Source organism: Eggerthella lenta DSM 2243, from assembly GCF_000024265.1.
Taxonomy (GTDB): Bacteria; Actinomycetota; Coriobacteriia; order Coriobacteriales; family Eggerthellaceae; genus Eggerthella; species Eggerthella lenta.
On the sequence record NC_013204.1, the window covers coordinates 1129499 to 1147366 of the forward strand.

The 17868-nt window shown below is 61.8% G+C and carries 17 protein-coding genes; 5 read left to right on the top strand and 12 right to left on the bottom strand.

What is annotated here, in order from left to right:
• Nucleotides 1-49: 49 nt before the first annotated feature.
• Both ELEN_RS04610 and ELEN_RS15705 read right to left on the bottom strand, forming a co-directional pair.
• The gene (locus tag ELEN_RS04610) at nucleotides 50-1366 is read right to left on the bottom strand and encodes a tyrosine-type recombinase/integrase (protein ID WP_015760281.1); all 1317 of its coding nucleotides are present in this window, start codon (nucleotides 1364-1366) and stop codon (nucleotides 50-52) included.
• A 5-nt stretch (nucleotides 1367-1371) separates the two neighbouring features.
• Nucleotides 1372-2238, bottom strand: coding sequence for a site-specific integrase (locus ELEN_RS15705; protein ID WP_015760282.1), 867 nt, complete (start codon nucleotides 2236-2238; stop codon nucleotides 1372-1374).
• A 228-nt stretch (nucleotides 2239-2466) separates the two neighbouring features.
• Here ELEN_RS15705 and ELEN_RS04625 point away from each other — a divergent pair, with 228 nt between their 5' ends.
• The 4 genes from ELEN_RS04625 to ELEN_RS04640 are packed head-to-tail and all read left to right on the top strand — an operon-like array spanning nucleotide 2467 to nucleotide 8022.
• Complete coding sequence (locus ELEN_RS04625) at nucleotides 2467-2697, top strand: hypothetical protein (RefSeq protein ID WP_143924737.1); 231 nt, start codon at nucleotides 2467-2469, stop codon at nucleotides 2695-2697.
• 9 nt (nucleotides 2698-2706) lie between these two features.
• A complete protein-coding gene (locus tag ELEN_RS04630) occupies nucleotides 2707-5889 on the top strand; it encodes a type III restriction-modification system endonuclease (RefSeq protein ID WP_015760284.1) in 3183 nt (1060 codons plus the stop codon).
• A 9-nt stretch (nucleotides 5890-5898) separates the two neighbouring features.
• Nucleotides 5899-7032, top strand: a complete 1134-nt coding sequence (locus ELEN_RS04635; protein WP_015760285.1) for a hypothetical protein — start codon at nucleotides 5899-5901, stop codon at nucleotides 7030-7032.
• 60 nt (nucleotides 7033-7092) lie between these two features.
• Entirely contained in the window at nucleotides 7093-8022 is a 930-nt protein-coding gene (locus ELEN_RS04640; RefSeq protein WP_015760286.1) for a DUF4268 domain-containing protein, read from the top strand.
• A 260-nt stretch (nucleotides 8023-8282) separates the two neighbouring features.
• On the opposite strand, the gene ELEN_RS15710 is transcribed toward ELEN_RS04640, so the two are convergent.
• From ELEN_RS15710 to ELEN_RS04685, 9 genes are all read right to left on the bottom strand, one after another.
• The gene (locus tag ELEN_RS15710; RefSeq protein ID WP_015760287.1) at nucleotides 8283-8885 is read right to left on the bottom strand and encodes a hypothetical protein; all 603 of its coding nucleotides are present in this window, start codon (nucleotides 8883-8885) and stop codon (nucleotides 8283-8285) included.
• On the bottom strand, nucleotides 8886-10163 hold the full coding sequence (locus ELEN_RS04650; protein ID WP_015760288.1) for a relaxase/mobilization nuclease domain-containing protein: 1278 nt from the start codon (nucleotides 10161-10163) through the stop codon (nucleotides 8886-8888).
• Entirely contained in the window at nucleotides 10151-10576 is a 426-nt protein-coding gene (locus ELEN_RS15715) for a hypothetical protein (RefSeq protein WP_015760289.1), read from the bottom strand. The genes ELEN_RS04650 and ELEN_RS15715 overlap by 13 nt, the downstream gene beginning before the upstream one ends.
• Before the next feature lie 259 nt (nucleotides 10577-10835).
• The gene (locus ELEN_RS04660) at nucleotides 10836-11759 is read right to left on the bottom strand and encodes a ParB/RepB/Spo0J family partition protein (protein ID WP_015760290.1); all 924 of its coding nucleotides are present in this window, start codon (nucleotides 11757-11759) and stop codon (nucleotides 10836-10838) included.
• Nucleotides 11746-12513, bottom strand: coding sequence for a ParA family protein (locus ELEN_RS04665; protein WP_015760291.1), 768 nt, complete (start codon nucleotides 12511-12513; stop codon nucleotides 11746-11748). Before ELEN_RS04665 ends, ELEN_RS04660 begins: the two co-directional genes overlap by 14 nt.
• 337 nt (nucleotides 12514-12850) lie before the next feature.
• Nucleotides 12851-13219, bottom strand: coding sequence for a YraN family protein (locus ELEN_RS04670; protein WP_015760292.1), 369 nt, complete (start codon nucleotides 13217-13219; stop codon nucleotides 12851-12853).
• Between the two features lie 305 nt (nucleotides 13220-13524).
• Complete coding sequence (locus ELEN_RS04675) at nucleotides 13525-13887, bottom strand: plasmid mobilization protein (protein WP_015760293.1); 363 nt, start codon at nucleotides 13885-13887, stop codon at nucleotides 13525-13527.
• Nucleotides 13887-14960, bottom strand: a complete 1074-nt coding sequence (locus ELEN_RS04680) for a site-specific integrase (RefSeq protein WP_015760294.1) — start codon at nucleotides 14958-14960, stop codon at nucleotides 13887-13889. The genes ELEN_RS04675 and ELEN_RS04680 overlap by 1 nt, the downstream gene beginning before the upstream one ends.
• A complete protein-coding gene (locus ELEN_RS04685; RefSeq protein WP_015760295.1) occupies nucleotides 14957-15154 on the bottom strand; it encodes a hypothetical protein in 198 nt (65 codons plus the stop codon). The genes ELEN_RS04680 and ELEN_RS04685 overlap by 4 nt, the downstream gene beginning before the upstream one ends.
• 152 nt (nucleotides 15155-15306) lie before the next feature.
• Between ELEN_RS04685 and ELEN_RS04690 the strand changes: the two genes are divergently transcribed.
• Nucleotides 15307-15732, top strand: a complete 426-nt coding sequence (locus ELEN_RS04690; protein ID WP_015760296.1) for a helix-turn-helix domain-containing protein — start codon at nucleotides 15307-15309, stop codon at nucleotides 15730-15732.
• Nucleotides 15733-16208: 476 nt separating this feature from the next.
• Here the strand turns inward: ELEN_RS04690 and guaA are convergent, their stop codons facing one another.
• Nucleotides 16209-17816 carry a glutamine-hydrolyzing GMP synthase gene (guaA, locus tag ELEN_RS04695; protein WP_015760297.1) on the bottom strand — a complete coding sequence of 536 codons (1608 nt, stop codon included), beginning with the start codon at nucleotides 17814-17816 and terminating at the stop codon, nucleotides 16209-16211.
• Between the last annotated feature and the right edge of the window lie 52 nt (nucleotides 17817-17868).

The window sequence follows — 17868 nt, forward strand, 5'->3', positions numbered from 1 at the left end:
TATATGCGCAGACGCGGGAACGCGCCTGCGCATCTGCCCGCGCCACGGCCTAGCCGCACGCGAGCGATTCCCAGGAGATGATCTTCACCGTCCGCATCGCCTCGGCATCGGGCAGGGGCTCTTCTTCCGGCTCCTTCTTTTCCTGACCCCGGATGCGCGCCGGCAGCTCGGAGCCCTGCCCGTCGTAGCCTTCCGGCAGCGCCATGACCTCGTTGACGGCGTCGACGCTCGCGCGCAGGTTCTCCGGGCTGGAGCTCACGTAGATCCTCAGCGTGAAGGAGGGGTCCGTGTGCCCGAGCCAGTTGGACACGGTCTTCGGGTTGACCCCGGACATGATGAGCTCGGTGGCGAAGGTGTGCCGCAGGCGGTGCAGGCCGCACTTCCCGCCGCCTATGCCGAACGTCCGGACGAACGTCCTGAACAGCTGGTTGGCGTATCTCGGCACCATGAACGCGCCGTCGATGTCGCCGACGACGAAGATGTCGTCCGTGAACGGGACGCCGGCGTCGCGGCAGCGGGCCTCCTGCTCCGCCCGTCGGCGCTCCAGCCCCTCCATGAGCCCGTCCGCGATGGGCAGCGCCCTCACGCCGGCCGGGCTCTTCGGCCCCTTGAGGTAGCCGTTGGAGGAGGGCAGGGTGCCGATGGCGCTGGTGATGCGCACCGTGCGGCGGTTGAGATCGACGTTCGCCCAGCGCAGGGCGCAGATCTCCCCGCATCTGAGGCCCGCGAACAGGGCGAGCCGCACTATCGCGTCGAGCGGGCCGCGGATGCACGGGAGGGCGGCGAGCAGCGCGTTCTTCTCTTCGGCGGAGAGCGCGCGGGGGAGCGGGCGGTCGTGCTTGGGCGCGCGGATCCTGCGCAGGTCGAGCGGGGGCCGGAGCATTCGGAAGCTGGCGAGCTCTAGGGTGTCCCTGACCGTCCAGAGCATATGGTTCACGGTCTCGGAGCAGTACCCGTCCTCGACGAGCGAGTCGACGTAGAGCTGCACGTCCTGGGCGGTGACCCTGTCCACGGGAATCTCCCCCAGGTCGCCCAGGAGCCTGACGTGGCGGCAATAGCCGGCATGCGTCGACTTCTCGATGGCGCCGACGGCGAGCGCATGGTCGATGTCGTCCCGCCTGAGCTCGCCGACCGTGGGCATGCGGCCCTCCGTCGCCTCGATGGCTTCGGCCCGCCGCTCGTCTTCCGGGTCGCGGGGGAGGTTGTAGAGGTATTCGGCCGCTAGGTGCTCGGCTTCCGCGCGGCTCGCCGCCGCCCCGATCGTGGCCCACTTGCGATCGCCCTTGCGCTCGGCATCGTAGACCGCGCGGTAGCTCATCCTCCATGAACCGCCGCGGCGGGCGAGGGAGACCCTTTCGTAATGCATATTCCTCAATCCTCCCCTTCATCATGGGCGAGCCTGAGCCCGTAGAGCGTGCATCCGGCGCCAACGATGCGCAGCAGCTCGTTCGCGTCGCTCCTGAGGTGTTCCACGTCGCGGCGGCGGCCGTTCTTCTCGAGCAGCAGCCTGGATCCGGCCGAGGCGGCCCAGGAGCGCGGCGCGTCGCCGAGCCATGCCGGCAGCCGCGTCACGGAGGGCTCGGGATATGCGACGAAGAAGTTCGGCTCGCCGATGCTCTCCCGCCAGATCCCGCGGACGGTGACGGTCATGCGCTCCGCATCGAGGTCGTCGGCGAGTATCCCGCAGATCTCGCCGGGCTTGAGGCCGCATCCGAGGGCGAGGCCGATGGCCGCGGCGGAATGCCCCGATCCGCATGCGGCGAGGGCCCGCGCGGCCTTGAGGCCCGCCGGGGGGATCGGGCGCTTCTTCCTGGGCGGCCGGGGAACGTCGAACGGGACCTCGGAGAACGGGTTGGAGGCGCACAGCCCTTCGGCGAGCGCATGTCTGCCCGCGGCGGCGCAGATGGTCTTGAGCCGGTAGCAGCGCACGCGCGAGACGCCGCGGGACTCGGCCGACTCGAGCGCGGCCGCCGCCGCGGCGGGGCTTATCGAGTCGACGGCGCAGCCCGCTATCGCCCCGAGGGCCCTGCATTCCTTTCGATAGTTCGCGACGGTTTTCCTGGCGGCCCCCTTGGCCGTCAGGATCTCGAAGTAGCGGTCCAGCGCCTCGGCGAGCGTGCACGCCTTCGGCCCCGGCAGGGACGCGAGCGCCGCGGCGCGCGCCCCGTCCGCGCTTTCCGCCCGGAACCTCCTTCGCAGCCTCTTGCGCGACGCGTCGATGATGTCAACCTCCCACACGCCGCATCTGAGCTCCCTGACCGATCTTATCCTTGATTCCGGCAACGTGCCGCCTCCCTTCGCATGATGTGGAAACGTGCCTCCCGGATGGCTCGAGATGGCTCCGGGGGCGGTTATTTCGATGGAGACAGGGTAATTCGACCTATCGCCCACATGAACGGCAATTTATGCTTCTAGCAGCGCAGATGTCGGAATGTGTTTGATGATTTGATACGGGATGGTGACGAGATGACCGGAAATGGAACCGCAGGACGTCAGCAGGTGTTCTTTGTTGACGGCGACAAATTGGCGGCCTGCTTCGATGCGAACGTTGGCTCCGACACCATCGAGGAGATGGCGAAGGCCAAGCCCTGGTACGCCGTCATCCGCGACTCGTCCATGGCTGACGACGCCACACACGCCAACTACGAGGAGCTTTTCCGCACCTACAGCCCCGACACCGTTCCCCAAGTGATTTAAGGCGTCGACATGAAGTTCAAGTTCAAAGTACAACGGTACCAAACCGACGCCGCAGATGCGGTGACCTCGGTCTTCGAGGGGCAGCCCAACCAGGGCGCCTCCGTCTACCTGCGCGATCTGGGCCGCAAGCCCAAGTGTGCGCAGGGCGAGATCGACTTCGGCGACGAGAGCACCGAGGGCTATGCCAATGCGCCCGTCGCGCTTTCGGGCGCTGACATACTGGCAAACGTGCGAGCGGTGCAGCGACGCAACCAGATCCCCGAGTCGGAGGAGCTTTTCTGCAGTATGGGAGCCTGCCAGCTGGACGTCGAGATGGAGACGGGCACCGGCAAGACATACGTCTACACCAAGACGATGCTCGAGCTCAACCGCCTGTACGGCTGGTGCAAGTTCATCGTGGTGGTGCCATCGGTCGCCATCCGCGAGGGTGTGGCCAAGAGCCTGGAGAACACCCAGGAGCACTTCTTCTCCCAATACCACAAGAAGATCAGGTTCTTCATATACGACTCGGACAACCTGACCGAACTGGATGCGTATTCCCAGTCGAGCGACGTCAACTGCATGGTCATCAACATGCAGGCGTTCAACGCGTCGATGAAGGAGGGCGCCAAGAACAAGGCGGCGCGCATCATCTTCGACGAGCGCGACGAGTTCAGCAGCCGTAGGCCCATCGACGTCATAGCGGCGAACCGCCCCATTGTCATCTGCGATGAGCCCCAGAAGATGGGAAAGAAGGGGGGCGCGACCCAGAAGGGCATCGCCCGCTTCAACCCGCTGTTCGTGCTGAACTACTCGGCAACTCACAAGGAGAAGCACGACCTGGTGTATGCCTTGGACGCCTTGGACGCCTACAACCAGAAACTCGTCAAGCGCATCGAGGTGAAGGGCTTCGCCCTAAAGAACATGCGCGGAACCGACGGCTACCTGTACCTGCGCGACATCGTGGTATCCAAGAATCGCGCCCCCGAGGCCGTTATCGAGTTCAAGTGCATGGGGTCTGGCGGCAAGGTGCGCAAGAAGACCGCACGCTTTGGCGAGGGCGACAGCATCTACGGCGCCAGCGGTTCGACGAAGCTCGAAGCGTACCGCGGCTACACCATCGCGAGCGGCAACGACGGCGTGGTCCCGCCCCAGGATGGGCGCCCAGGCTACGTGCGCTTCCTGGACGGCTCTATCGGGGACGACGGGCGCGTCTACATCGGCGAGGTCTACGGCGACTCCGCCGCCGACGACATGCAGCGCATACAGATTCGCGAGACGATCCTGAGCCACTTGCAAAAGGAGGAGGCGCTTTTCCGCCGCGGCATCAAGTGCCTGAGTCTTTTCTTCATCGACCAGGTAGCGAAGTACCGCGACCTCTCCGGAAACGGCGAAACAGTGGGCTACGGTAAGATCTTCGAGGAGGAGTACGAGGCCATCGTCTCCGACAGGCTGGAGCACCCGACGCAGGATGACATCCTCGACCCCTCGTATGCGGAGTACCTCGGGCGATTCGAGGCATGCTCAGTGCACTCCGGATACTTCTCGGTGGACAAGAAGGGCAACGCCGTCGAGTCGAAGGCCGAGAGGAAGGCGGAGCGCGATGACGGCATCGGCATCAACGACGACGACGCGAAACGCGGCTACGACCTGATCCTGCGCGATAAGGAGCGCCTGCTTTCGTTCGATGAGCCGGTGCGCTTCATCTTCAGCCACTCGGCGCTGCGCGAGGGCTGGGACAACCCGAACATCTTCCAGATCTGCACACTCAAAGAATCCGGCTCTGAGACGAGCAAGCGCCAGGAGGTCGGCCGCGGCATGCGCTTGGCGGTCGATCAAGACGGCAACCGCCAGGACGCGGCGCTGCTGGGACCCGACGAGGTGCACCGCGTGAACTTGCTCACCGTGATCGCGTCGGAGAGCTACGAGACGTTCGTGAGGGATTTGCAGACAGATATAAGCAAGAGCCTGCGCGATCGTCCGAAGAAGGTGGAGATGGACCTGTTCAGCGGTCGCGACGTCGTGCTCGACGGCGAGACGGTCTCCTTCACCGAGGACGAGTCGAGGCGCGTATACAAAACCCTCTACAAGTGCGACCTCATCGATGACGACGACAAGCCGACCGCCGAGTTCCGCAAGGCCGTGGAGGACGGCACCTTCGTGGAGTACTTCGTCGCGAAGCTGCCCGAGGAAATCGCCGACGCTGCCCACGCCAAGGCGGTCGAGGCGCTGGTGAAGAGCGTCTACGACGCGCACGCGCTCGACGGCATGATCGGGCGCGCCCAGGAGAAGATCTCCGAGAACACGCTGACCGACAACTTCGCAAGACGCGAGTTCAAGGAACTGTGGGCGCGCATCAACCGAAAGCACGCCTACACGGTGAGCTTCTCGGACGACGAGTTGAGGCGCAAGTCGATAGAGCGTATCAACTGTGACCTGCGCGTGAGCAGGCTGCAGTACACCTTGACGGTCGGCGGGCAAAAGTCACGGGCAACGCGCGACGAGGTGCAGGGCGGCTCGTCGTTCGGCCGCACGCAGACCGAGACTCGCAACGTCGACGCCGGAACCGCGTCCGTGGGCGTGACCTACGACCTCGTGGGCGAGGTGGCGCAGGCCGCTGCTATCACGCGCAGGAGCGCCGCGGCGATTCTCGCCGGCATCGATGCCAACGTGTTCGGGCTCTACCGCGTGAATCCCGAGGAGTTCATCAAGAAGACGGCGGCGCTCATCGTGTCGGAGAAGGCGACGATGGTGGTGGAGCACATCAGCTACCACGAGATCGACGACGTCTACGATGAGGCTATCTTCACTGAGCGCATGCCCGACAACGCGAGCAAGGCGTACGAGGCCAAGAAGAACATCCAGCGCTTCGTGTTTCCCGACTCCGACGGCGAGCGCAGGTTCGCTGAGGACATGGACGCCGCCGCCGAGGTAGCGGTCTATGCCAAGCTGCCGCGCACGTTCCAGATTCCCACGCCGGTGGGCAACTACGCCCCAGACTGGGCCATCGCCTTCAAGGAAGGCAGCGTGCGCCATGTGTTCTTCGTCGCCGAGACCAAGGGCACCGTGGACACGCTGGAGCTCTCCGGTGTGGAGAACGCCAAGATCGCCTGCGCCAAGAAGCTTTTCAACGAGATGAGCACGGGCGACGTGCGCTACCACAACGTGGCGACGTACGAGGACCTGCTCGAGGTGATGGGCAGGATGGGCTAGGCCACGCTTATGAGCCATAAGGAAAACCAGGAAAAGGCCGAGCTTTCGATTTATGAGCAATCGCTGAAAGTCGCGAGGGCAAAAGGCGGAGAAGCTAGAAGGAACGTCGCCCGACTGTCGGGCGACGCCCGCCCATTCGATAGACCCGATATCCTCATCGCAGCAGAAGACGGAAGAAGAATAGTCGGCTTAGAGCACTTTCGTGTTGACCACCATATCGGGAGGGGCAAGAAGGCTGAATCCAAGTCCGCGAGGTTCTCTTCGGATGCAGAGCGCTTTCGAAAGCAACACGAGGATGCAGCTTGTAGGGGCGCTTTGGCAGAAGAGGCTTACCGAGGGTTCGGTGATTTGATTAGCCGGGCGATACGGGAGCAATCGAACGCCTGCGTTGACGACATCAGCACTTCGCTTGACGCTGGGCTGTTCGGCAGGGACGGTCGCGGGCATGCGTTCAAGCTCGATGCGTATCGCGAGAACATAACGCAGAGTGACGCCAATGCCGATATCCAGCTTGGGTTCCTGATTGAGCTCCATACGGATTTGCGCCAATGGTTCCTCAATGATGGATTTAAGGAGACCAGGGTATCTCCAGGTCAGTTTCCGATAAGTTGCGAAGCCTATGAGCTTCTTAGGAAAGCATCGGCTCACGTTGATTGGATCGTGCTTGCGTTTTGCCCGCTTTACAGCGATGAGGTGAGAGACGCCGCGATTATCAGATGCCGCAACGGCATGTTCGAAACGAGCGCCGCTCGACAAGGCATAATCCAGACGCCATATTTAGGCCTTGGAAAAGAAGCGCCTTTCGGCAAGCAGGATAGACAAGGAGAGGTTGAGTTCGGTGTCGGAAACGACGGCGTTGATTATCTGGTCGAAAACACGTCCGGGCAGATGGACCCCATCGAGTTGTTCAACAACGCGATAAGCGGAGCCGCCGAAGCATTCAATCTGGCGCGGAAGGGAAAACCCTTTGCTGCGACGACGTCCGTTCAGCTTGCCTACGACATAGCAAAAGATTCCTTGAAGCACAAAAACGGGAATGTTGGGCCGCAGGATGTCCTTAAGTCGATTGGCGGAATGGATCCATCAGAGAAGACCGCGCGGATGCGGAATTGGAGAAAGCGCTGGCCCGCCGATAGCGTATAGCTTAGCTTTCGATTGACGCGGACGAAGCGCTCTGCGCGCCAGCGATTTGAAAGGAATGCGATGAAATACAACCTCGACAAGCTCAAGAAGGTCGAGCTGCGCGACGTGTGGCTGCACGAGGCGCTCGATTTCACCAGGTGGCTCTCCGAGGAGCCCAATCTTGCCATATTGAGCTCCGCAGTCGGCATTGAGCTCGAGCTCATAGAGACCGAGTCGTCGGTGGGTTCGTTCAATGTCGATATCTATGCGCGGGAAGCCGGCACCGGACGCAAGGTGATCATCGAGAACCAGCTCGAGGACACCAACCACGACCACCTGGGCAAAGTAATCACCTACGCCGCCGGTAAGGGCGCCGAGGTCGTCGTGTGGGTGGTGGCACGCGCCCGTGACGAGCATCGTCAGGCCATCGAGTGGCTCAACCAGCACACCGACAGCGATTTCGGGTTCTTTCTGGTGGAGATAGAGCTGTGGTCCATCGGGGACTCACTGCCCGCCCCGCGCTTCAACGTTGTCGAGCAGCCGAACGAGTGGACGAAGGCCATCAAGCTCAGCGAGGGCCTCTCCGAGACCGAGCGCGTCAAGCTATCGTACTGGACCAAGTATCGCGAGGTGGCCCAGGCGTCACCTGATTTTTTGAAGGCGTTCAACTCGCAGAAGCCCTCGAAGGACCACTGGACCACGTTGCGCTGCGGCACGTCCGCCTATCACATCGCGCTGCTTATAGACACGCAACACGGCAGAATCGGCATCGAGTTCTACGCGCCCAACGACAAGGAGATCGGCCACAAGGCCATAGACAACGCCGATTTGTTTGAAGAACGTCTCGGCCTTGCGGCCACGCCCTTCGACGCCAAGAAGGCATCGGGGCTTCGCTTCTACAAAGACGGCTGCAAGATCAAGAACAACGAGGCCGCCTGGCCGAGATTTATATCAGAGCAGCTCAAATGGGCTATCGTTATGAAGCAAGTAATCGGCGAACTTGAGCTCTAGGCATTCAAGGGCTTACCCTTTTCAGTTGCTGCATAGTTCGATATTGACAAATGTAGAGTTCCTGCTCGGTCGCCAGCTGGCCTCGACATCAAAAAATTGTTCTGCGGACTTGTTGTTTAGGATTGGAGCCTTTGTGACTGTTTTGTCGCCCGCGGAATGCTTCGTGGTTCCGGGCGCATCCTCACAGCACGCGCTTTCCAATCCACGCGACAAGGGCAATGAAGCCCAGACATAGTTTTCCGATAAAGCTGAATACGCATTTAATAATCTTCATTTTCAAATCCTTCCAGCCAGTTCTCTTCTTGATTGTTGGTTTCTGTTTCGTTCGGTGATTCCCTGGGGCAAGCTGCTTTGAGTCGGTAGACGAGCTCTTCCGAGCAGCCACAGTGCCGCGGTATCGCATCGCGCGCGATACCGCAGTCGGCTTGCGAGACAGTAGAAAGCTCATCGAACAGGTGCACGATGGTTTCCGCAACCGATCGATTCGATGTTCCGAGCCATAGCCTTGCGGATCTCATCAGCTGGCCAACATCGACCATCTCGCCAAGGACGCGCGCCAAGGCAAGCTCGCCGTCGACGGCGACCCATTCGAGTTCATCTAACTCCGAAGCTTCCGCCAGCAGGAAGCGCCAGCCGCGCCTGCGCCTGGCAACAGGCGTCTCGTCGTCAGGGCACTCCTCGGTGCCTGAAGGGTCGACGTCGTAATGATGGGCGGCAAGCCACAATCCCTTTTTTCCAAGCTCGTCGAAGCGCAGTTCGAAGTTCGTGAGTGCGTTCTCTTTTCCCAACGGGCTTGGGGCTGTGAACGACATCGTGTCGAACACGTCGACCCTGCCGTTTCGATACGCCATCTCTATCTTCATTTACCGTTCTCCTCGATCTACCCGGCGTTGCTCTCGTTGGCGTCGTTGCGCCGTTTCCTGTTCCTTGTTTCGACCGTTTGACGCATGGGCGTTGGCTCGACGCCTGTCATCGCCGGGGTGCGAGCGTGGCTCGCCCTTCTCGGACAGCAACCCGTATGAGGCGAGTATCTGGGCTGCCTCGCGGATTTCCGTCGCGGCTGCAATGGCGCGAGGGTCGCTGAAGGCTCGTTCCGCCTTGGCCTCCATGGCGCGTGCCCTTGTTGTCGCGTCCGCACGGTTCGCTATCCCGTACTTAGAGCACGTCTCCAGGGCGCTTGCAATGTCTTGCAGGTCGCTCAGGCTCTCAAGCGCGATCGCGTTCCTTGCGGCTTTCAGTACCTCGCGGTTGCTCATGCCTTCGAGGCTCGTTCCGCCGAAGCTCCTCCCGACGGCTTGCTTGGTGTAGGTGTACCCGAGTTTGCCCCCGGAAACCTTGCATTTCAGCGCTTCCCTCATGCTGTAGACCCAGTCGTCCCGTCCGCCGCGTGTCGATGCTGGCGAGACCTCGATGCCCAGCAATCCGAGCACCTGCCTGAACTCGGCATCGCTTCTTGAGAGCTTCTTCGCTATGCCCACGCGGCACCTGATGTCCGATACCCATGAGTAACCGCCTTCTGCGACTATCTCGTGCTCGGCGCGGCTCATATGGACGTCTTGCCGTTTGGAAGGCCCCTTGCGCCCATGCTCTTTCTCTGCAAGCCTTTCGACGCCGCTCTTAGCCTTCGACTCGTTGGAAAGGCCGCGCAGCCCGCGCGCCCGGGCCATGTCTTGCAAGGCGCGGTTGAGTTCCAGCGGGTTTTTCGTCTGCATCCTGTTGCCAGTCTTGAGGTTGGTGTTGTTCACAACCACGTGCGCATGTGGGATCCCGTTTGCGTTGTCGTCGTGGTAGACGATGGCTATCTGGTGGTCGCCGAAGAAGCGAAGCGCCCAGTCGCTCGCCAACCCACGAAGCGCCTCGATGTCGATGTCATCCTCCGGGTCGGGCGAGATGACGAAGTGCTTGTAGGTCCGGGCCTTCCTGCCTTTGTAGGGCGCGTCGTTGCCGAACGATGCGCGCGTCCTGTTCATCTCGCGGTCCCATTCGACGGCTTCCTTGCCGGCTTCGTCGTAGCCTGCCATCTCGCGCTCGTCCCATGACAGGTTGAAGAAGTCGCGGGCTATGGCGCGCCCGTTCTTCTCAAGGTACCTTCGGACGTTGCGGCAGCCCGTGTGCCCGGATATCGGCTTCAGTATCGGCATGGGCCGCCGCCTACTACGATGGAGCCTTCCAAGTCGTCGAGCCGCCCCTCAAGCCTGCGCCGACCTTCTTCGACCGCATCGAGCTTTTCGTTCGCGATGCCGATCTGCTGGACGAAGTAATCCCGCCCGGGGGCTTTCTTGCGCGCTGCGTACGCTATCGCGTTGAGGGCGTGGACGCCCTGGTTGTAATGGCGGCCCCAGCGGACGAGCTCGTAGCGCAGGGCGCCGAGGGTCTTCGCGTCGACGACGAGAACGTTTGCGCCTTTCGGGTCTTGGCATGCCGATACGGGGATGCGGATGAGGTAGCGCATGTAGGTCGACGGGGCGACGTCGAGAGCTGCGGCGTTCTCGTGCAGCGATCCGTAGTCCCGATCGTCGAGCCTACAGGTGACCATGTGGGTTTTCTTGGCCATGGGATTCTCCTTTGCGGTCGGCGCAGCCAAACGTGGAAGGTGCTGCGTGGTTCGTTTCTTGAGCGAGCTATTGCTCGCCGGGGAGCGGGGGCAGCCCCCGCATGCTTCCTTCCTGCGGTGGTGTCGCCGCTGGGAAGAAGCGGTTCCGAGCCATTGCCCGGCACGGCGCCAAGGCGCCTTCGGGCGTTGCGCATCGGCTCGGACAAGTGCTATTCCGGCATGCGTTGGAAAACGTATTACGGAATAGGCTACTTGCTACTTAAGGTGCTGAAGACCCTTCCGATGCGTCCATCACTTCTCGAAGGGCGGCTTGCATCGCCTCGATGCATTCCAGGTCGTGCGGCGCGGGCATTCCCTTGAGGTCCTTCGCGTACTTTTCGACGAGTTTCCTTGCCTTGGCCAGTGAGTCGTCGGGACGCGATTCCGAAGGGCGAATTGAGAGCAGGGATTGGGTGATATCGCGCTTCGACATGCCGTCGACGTCCATCTCCCTGAAAGCCTTCTCCTGCGCTGGCTTGGGCATGGCGGCGAGCGCCTTCACTGCCGCCGCCGAGACCTTGCCGGCGTTTGCCATAGGTTTCCAAGAGTCCGACACTGATTTTTCGATCGTCTTCGCCAGGGCCTCGTCGCGCTTGATGGTCTTTCCCGATACCTTGCGCCCCGTCTGTTTCTCGATGATGGAGGCCTTGATGTCCTCGGTGCGCACGCCTGAAAGCGCTGGGTCTGAGTCGCGCATGTTCTGAACTTGCGCGCCGAGGGCCCTCGTCGCAGCGGCGCGCTCTGCCACCGTGAGCTCGCGTACGAAGTAGTTGGCTGCATGAAGCATGGACACCGCCTGCTCGTCGGTTATGCCTTCGACGATGCGGCAGCCCATCTTCCGATAGGCGGGGTCTTTCTGCGCCAGCAGCCTGAACGCCGCGCGGCGCCTGTGGCCCGATATGAGCTGCCAGAGCCCGTCCGGCAGCTTGCGCACGAGCGGCAGGTCGGTGAGCCCGTCTTTCTCGATGGATGCGGCCAGCGCCTCGATCGAGGCCTCGTCCATCGAGTAGACGGCGTTTTCGGGGTTGTCCTCGATGGCGTTGATGTCGAGCTCTGCCACTGGGTATTTGCTGCGGGTCTTCGCGCCCGCGTCGAGCAGACCGCTGATGGAGAACCCTGCGGCCACGTCACTAGCCGAGCTCATCGGAGACCTCCTCCGCGAGTGCGGCATAGTCCTTTGCGGCGCGGTTCTTCGGGTCGAATTCCACGACCGGCTGCCATTGCCAGCTGCCCTCCATCACCTTCGAGGAAGAGTGGATCACGGTTCGGAGTTGGTCGTTCGGGAAGAAACGGTCGAGAACCTCCGCACCCGTTGCCTCGCTGCGCGTCGCGCGGCCGGGAACGCAGGTCCTCAGAATCTTGAAGCGAGGCGTCGGCATGCGCAGGGCGTCGGCGATGGCGCGCGTGGCGTTCACCGTGAGCGCGGTTCCGCGCATCACGGAGCTGTCGAGCTTCACGGGCACGATCACCAGCCCGCCGTCCGCTGCGGCGAGGTACGCGTTGAAGGCAAGGCGCTTCATGACGGGCGAGCAGTCGACAATCGCTATGTCATAATCGTCCGAAGCGTCGTCGAGCGCGAATTTGAGCCGCTGCTCCCGAAGCATCAGCTCGTTCTGGTCGATAAGGTCGATGAGCGACGGCACCATGCTCAGGTTCGGAATCTTGGTTTCATGGGTCACCTTCTCTACGGGGGCATTCCCGTAGAGAAGCGATATGGAGTTGAGTCCGGTGGACTCGGCTTCGCCGTAGAGCCCGAAGTAATCGGTCGCCGACGCTTGGGGGTCGAGGTCTATCAGCAGAACCCTCTTGCCGTTCTTGGCGAACAGCGTAGCCAGGTTGACGGCCGTGGTCGTCTTACCGACGCCCCCTTTGTAGTTCGAGATGGCGATGGTGTTCATCGCTTCCTCCTTTGCATTCGCGCTCCGACTGCGCAAGATGTGGAAGAGGCGCAGCCGGGGGCTTCGTAATACGTTTTCATTGTATCAAACACCGTTCGATATTGAACGGTGTTTGATTGCGGCGGTGCTCCGAAGAAACGGAAAAGCGCCTTCGGACCGCTTTTCCGCGGCAGGTGCAGGATGCCTTCGCATCCTGCCGCAGGGGTTTGGGGACGAGGAGTCCCCATGCTCGACTATTTCGTGCGGGTGCCTTCCTAATCGGAAGCCTTTGCCGCAGGCAAGCCCGCCGGGGTCGCCCCCGGCGGGCCGCTGCTGGCCCGAAGCGGCCCGGAGGTCGTTAGGCCGGATCGGCTGACAGTGCGTTGATGTGGTGGCGGAGCATCGCGCGGCTTTCGCCGATGATCACCATCGAGATGATGTCGAAGCGGACGGACACGTCGGTTTCCTCGTAGCCGGCCATGTAGGCGATCGCGGTGCGCTCGAACTTGGCGCGCTTCGCTTCGGTGCCCGCCTCCGCCGGGAAGCCGGCCTCGGTGTTCGTCTTGGCGTTCACCTCGACGAATACGACGTCCGCATCGTCGCGGGCGATGATGTCGGCGCCGCCCGCCGTGCATTCCCAGCTGGTTTCGAGGATTTCGTAGCCCCTCGACTCCAGGAACCGCTCGGATGCCTTGATCGCCTTGGGCTTGAGTTCTTCTGCGTTCATGGCTGACCTCCATCGAATCTTGGCTGGACCCTTTGTCCTGCCTTGCGATTCGAAGGCCGCGCCGCGGGGCGCGCGCCGCAAGGGAGGAAAGCCGAAGGCGTCTTGCCCCAACCCTTTCCGCCGCAAGTTTCCCTAATTCTTTTTCAGTCCTGCCCTCTGAATATCCTGCAAAAGAATTCGGGAAAGTTTCGGCGCCCTTGCGGCGCGGGCCCCGTTGCGCGAACGTGGCGAATCCAAGGAAGGCGAAGGGCCTTTGCCGGTTCGGGGCAACCGCTGCTCGCAGAAAAACGCCGCAAGGGTCTCGGTCAGCCGCGTCCCGTCTGCTCGATCAGGGCATCCTCCTCGTCAAGCGGACTCTCGACGTCGGCGATCCCGAGGAAAAGGTCGCACAGCAGCTCGACCCTCGCTTCGAGCTCCTCGCCGAGATCTCCCGTGTTGCGCAGGCGGCTCAGCTCGCCGACGACGGCGCGCATCTCGTCGCGAAGCATCTTGAACGTGCGGACGTCCGGGACGATGGTGAACTCCTTGTCCTCGATCTTTGCCATGATGTACTCCTGCTGCGTGACCCCGGCCGCCCTCGCGAGAAGCTCGATGCGGTGTCTCTCCTCGGGCGAGCAGCGGAACGCCTTCGAGATGGTTCGCTTGCGGTGGCTGTTCGGACAGGGCATCAGAATCCACCCCGTTCTTCTTCGAGCTCGTTGGCCATGTCGTCTTGCACATTCGGGAACAGGTGGGCGTAGCGGAAGGTGATGTCGGTCGCCTCGTGCCCCATGCGGTCTGCGATGGCGAGGGCGGTGAAGCCCATGTTGATGAGCAGGCTCACGTGGCTGTGCCTCAAATCGTGCACGCGTATCTTTTTCACGCCGCTCGCCGCGCATCCTCGCTGCATCGCGTGCGATATGTAGTGCTTCGACACGGGGAACAGGCGATCGCCTTCGCCAATCTCCGGGTGGTGGTTCGCGTAATCGCGCACCTCGTCGGCCAGGAAGCGCGACATCTTCACGGTTCGCACCGATTTGGGCGTCTTCGGGTCGGTTATCACGTCGCGGCCGCCCAATCTCTGGTAGGACTTGTCGATGCGCATGGTCGATTTCTTCCAATCGAACGAGTCCGGCGTGAGGGCCAGGAGCTCTCCCTCGCGGACGCCGGTCCAGTACAGCACCTCGAAGATCACGAACGCGCGGGGATCGTCCATCGTTGCGTCGGAGAACCTCAGATACTCGTCCTTGGTCCAGAAATTCATCGTGCGGGCTTCCTTGCCGCCCATCTTCACGGTTCTCATCGCGGGGTTGGGGCTCAGCCCGTAGTACCTCTCCGCGTGGTTCAGAATGGCGGTCAGCTGGTTGTTGAGCGTGCGCAGATACGTGGCGCTGTAGGGCTTTCCGTCGTTTGCGTCGGGCGCCATGAGGGCATTCTGCCAACGGACGATGTCAATGGTGCGTATCTCGTCCATCTTCTTGTTCGCGAAGAAGGGCAGCACCCTCGACTTGATCGCGTACTCCTTCTGCCGCCAGGTGTGCTCGCGCAGCCTGGGGCGAAGATCGGCTTCGTAAACCTTGAAGAACTCGCCGAACGTCATCTCCATGGTGCAGCCCGCGCTGGCGATGAACTCGTCCTCCCAAGCCTGCGCCTCTTCCGCCGTCGCGAACCCGCGCTTGCATTTGTGCACTTCGTTGCCAAACTTGTCCTTGCACCTGAATTGCGCGAGCCAGGTGCCGTTCTTGGCAAGCTTTACGCTCATTTCCAACCTCCCTTCTGCTTGATGTAGAGCTCGTCCAGAAGCTCGCAGCTCACGCGCCCCGGGATGGTTCTGCAGCCCTTTCTCTCCATCTCAAGGTTCAGCTCGTGGATAAGCTCGTAGGCCTTCGTCCTTCCGATGTGCAGCTTCTCTGCGACTTCACGGGCGCCGATGAGTCGTTTCGGGTTCTCGGACATCTTTCCTCCTTACAGTTCAATATCGAACGGTGCTTAAGGCGAATCGTAACCGTTCAATATCGTGCGGTCAATATCAAACCGTTCAGAAACGTGCTATTATTTCCGCGTTATGTTCAATCGTCCGCCCGAAAAGGGCGCCTTCAGGAGGCTGCATGGGAACTGGCGAACTCATTAGGAAGTACCGCAAGATGCGGGGTCTTACCCAAAGCGAGCTTGCGGAGAAGTGCAGTTTGACGGATTCAGCGATTAGGAACTACGAGCTCGGCAACAGGACGCCTGGGGAAGATCAGGTGAAAGGAATCGCATCGGCGCTTCACGTTGCGCCCGAATCGCTTTCCGACGTTCCCGTGGCCACGGCGCGCGAGGCCTTGGAGCTCATCTTCAGGATCGACGAGGAGTTCGGCTTCAAGCCGAAAGAGATCGGCGGCGAGCTCGTCCTGGCCATCGACCCGTCGTCGAAGAAGGCGCCCAAGCTCGCCCAGGCGCTCAAAGCTTGGCTCGCGCAGATTGATTCGGAAAAGTCCGGCGAAATCACCGCCGAGCAGCTCGCCGAATGGAAGGCGAAATTCGGAGCCTAGCAAGCCACTTTCGGAATGATTGCGAATCACTTTTATTGATAAAAGTCGCTATTTTCAGTTGTTGCAGGGGGGCATTTTAAGGCCGAAATCGGCTCGATTTTCGATTTGTCATCCCCTCAACTTGACCTGGTATTTTGTCCAGATACCACGTAAAAATGTCCAGTGATTCGCGATTGATTCGAATCACCCCCAAAGAGCGCGACAATCGCCAAAACACTCGTCGCAGGTGGTTTGGCGTATTCTTGTTTTATGCCATGCTGTTGCACGGTCGCCATGGGGTGCAACCAATCCCGAATCCACAGAATGACAACGAATCAAAATACCTGTTCAAAGGCATAAAAATACCCCGGAAACTTACGCTTCCGGGGTGGAATCATTCTCTTGTTTTGCAAGTGGCTTGATTCGCTATGACCCTCAATGGAACTTCATGAGCCATGATGAATCATTGCAGGTGGCTTTGCAAAATTAGCCTAGGGTCACTCCCACTCAATCGTCGCGGGGGGCTTGCTGGTGATGTCGTACGCTACCCGGTTCACGCCCGGGACTTCGGCTACGATGCGGCTCGACACTCGGGCCAGCACTTCGTAGGGCAGCTTCGCCCAGTCTGCCGTCATCGCGTCGCTCGACTCCACGGCTCGCAGGATGATGGGGTAGGCGTACGTCCGCTCGTCGCCCATGACGCCGACGCTCTTCACGTCGGGCAGCACGGCGAAGTACTGCCATACGCTGCGTTCGCTGTTGCGCTCGCCGGTCTCCTCGTACACGCGGACGTTGTAGGCGTCCAGCTCCTCGCGCACGATAGCATCGGCGTTTTTCAAAATCTCCAGCTTCTCGCGCGTCACCGTGCCGATGATGCGGATGGCCAAACCCGGACCGGGGAACGGCTGACGATGCACGATGTGGTCGGGCAGCCCCAGCGCCGTGCCCAGCGCACGCACCTCGTCCTTGAAGAAGTGGTCGAGCGGCTCGATCAAATCGAAATGCACGCCGTCGGGGAAGGGGATCAGGTTGTGGTGGCTCTTGATGGTCGAGGCCTTGCCGCCGGTCTTGCGCGCGCCGCTCTCGATGATGTCGGGGTAGATGGTGCCCTGCGCCAGGTACTTCACCGGCCGGCCGCCCTCGGCCAGCTCCTCCGCGACGGCGAAGAACTCCTTCCAGAACTGCGAGCCGATGATGCGGCGCTTCTGCTCCGGCTCCACGACGTCGGCCAGCAGCGCGGCGTAGCGGTCCTCGGCGTGCACGTGCACGAAGTCCACGTCGAACTGCTTCGTGAACACGTCCTCAACTTCTTCGGGCTCGTTCTTGCGCAGCAGCCCGTGGTTGATGAACACGCAGGTCAGCTGCTTACCGATAGCCTTTGCGCACAGCGCGGCCACCACGGAGGAGTCCACGCCGCCCGAAAGGCCCAGGATCACGCGATCGCTTCCCACCTGCTCGCGGATGGCCGCCACGGCATCGTCGATGATGGAGTCCATCGTCCAGCTGGCCTCAAGGCCGCAGATGCCGAACAGGAAGTTCCTCAGCAGCTGGTCGCCGTGCGGCGTGTGGCGCACCTCGGGATGGAACTGCGTCGCGTACAGCCGGCGCTCCGCGCACTCCATCGAGGCCACGGGGCACACGTCGGTCGAGGCCGTCACCGTGAAGCCCGCAGGCGCCTCGGCTACGGCGTCGCGGTGGCTCATCCACACCGTCTGCTTGACGGGCGTCTCGCCGTACAGCAGGGACGTCCCCTCGTCGCGCCGCGTCAGAGGCGCGGCTCCGTACTCGCCCTTCTCGGTGTGGCCCACGGTGCCGCCCAGCGTGACGGCCATAATCTGCTGGCCGTAGCAGAAGCCCAGCACGGGAATGCCCAGCTCGAAGATGCCCGGATCGATGGACGGCGCGTCCTCGGCGTACACGCTGGCCGGCCCGCCCGACAGGATGATGGCCGCGGGCGCGAGCTCGCTCACCTCCTCGGCGGTGATGTCGCACGGGACGATTTCCGAGTACACGTGCAAATCGCGCACGCGGCGGGCGATTAGCTGCCCGTACTGGGCTCCGAAATCGACGACGATGACCAACTGGCTGGACGGGGTGGTGGACACGGGTGGCTCCTTCGCATAAATGGATCGCTCTCGTTTTTCGCTAGCCATCTTA

Excerpts from the sequence above, each read along its gene's own strand:
- ELEN_RS04630 (WP_015760284.1), top strand. The coding sequence starts at position 2,707 with ATGAAGTTCAAGTTCAAAGTACAACGGTACCAAACCGACGCCGCAGAT.
- ELEN_RS04660 (WP_015760290.1), bottom strand. The coding sequence starts at position 11,759 with ATGAGCTCGGCTAGTGACGTGGCCGCAGGGTTCTCCATCAGCGGTCTG.
- ELEN_RS04625 (WP_143924737.1), top strand. The coding sequence starts at position 2,467 with ATGACCGGAAATGGAACCGCAGGACGTCAGCAGGTGTTCTTTGTTGAC.
- ELEN_RS04650 (WP_015760288.1), bottom strand. The coding sequence starts at position 10,163 with ATGCCGATACTGAAGCCGATATCCGGGCACACGGGCTGCCGCAACGTC.
- ELEN_RS04665 (WP_015760291.1), bottom strand. The coding sequence starts at position 12,513 with ATGAACACCATCGCCATCTCGAACTACAAAGGGGGCGTCGGTAAGACG.
- ELEN_RS04640 (WP_015760286.1), top strand. The coding sequence starts at position 7,093 with ATGAAATACAACCTCGACAAGCTCAAGAAGGTCGAGCTGCGCGACGTG.
- ELEN_RS04685 (WP_015760295.1), bottom strand. The coding sequence starts at position 15,154 with ATGTCCGAGAACCCGAAACGACTCATCGGCGCCCGTGAAGTCGCAGAG.
- ELEN_RS15715 (WP_015760289.1), bottom strand. The coding sequence starts at position 10,576 with ATGGCCAAGAAAACCCACATGGTCACCTGTAGGCTCGACGATCGGGAC.
- ELEN_RS15710 (WP_015760287.1), bottom strand. The coding sequence starts at position 8,885 with ATGAAGATAGAGATGGCGTATCGAAACGGCAGGGTCGACGTGTTCGAC.
- ELEN_RS04670 (WP_015760292.1), bottom strand. The coding sequence starts at position 13,219 with ATGAACGCAGAAGAACTCAAGCCCAAGGCGATCAAGGCATCCGAGCGG.
- ELEN_RS04675 (WP_015760293.1), bottom strand. The coding sequence starts at position 13,887 with ATGCCCTGTCCGAACAGCCACCGCAAGCGAACCATCTCGAAGGCGTTC.
- ELEN_RS04690 (WP_015760296.1), top strand. The coding sequence starts at position 15,307 with ATGGGAACTGGCGAACTCATTAGGAAGTACCGCAAGATGCGGGGTCTT.
- ELEN_RS04610 (WP_015760281.1), bottom strand. The coding sequence starts at position 1,366 with ATGCATTACGAAAGGGTCTCCCTCGCCCGCCGCGGCGGTTCATGGAGG.
- ELEN_RS04635 (WP_015760285.1), top strand. The coding sequence starts at position 5,899 with ATGAGCCATAAGGAAAACCAGGAAAAGGCCGAGCTTTCGATTTATGAG.
- ELEN_RS04680 (WP_015760294.1), bottom strand. The coding sequence starts at position 14,960 with ATGAGCGTAAAGCTTGCCAAGAACGGCACCTGGCTCGCGCAATTCAGG.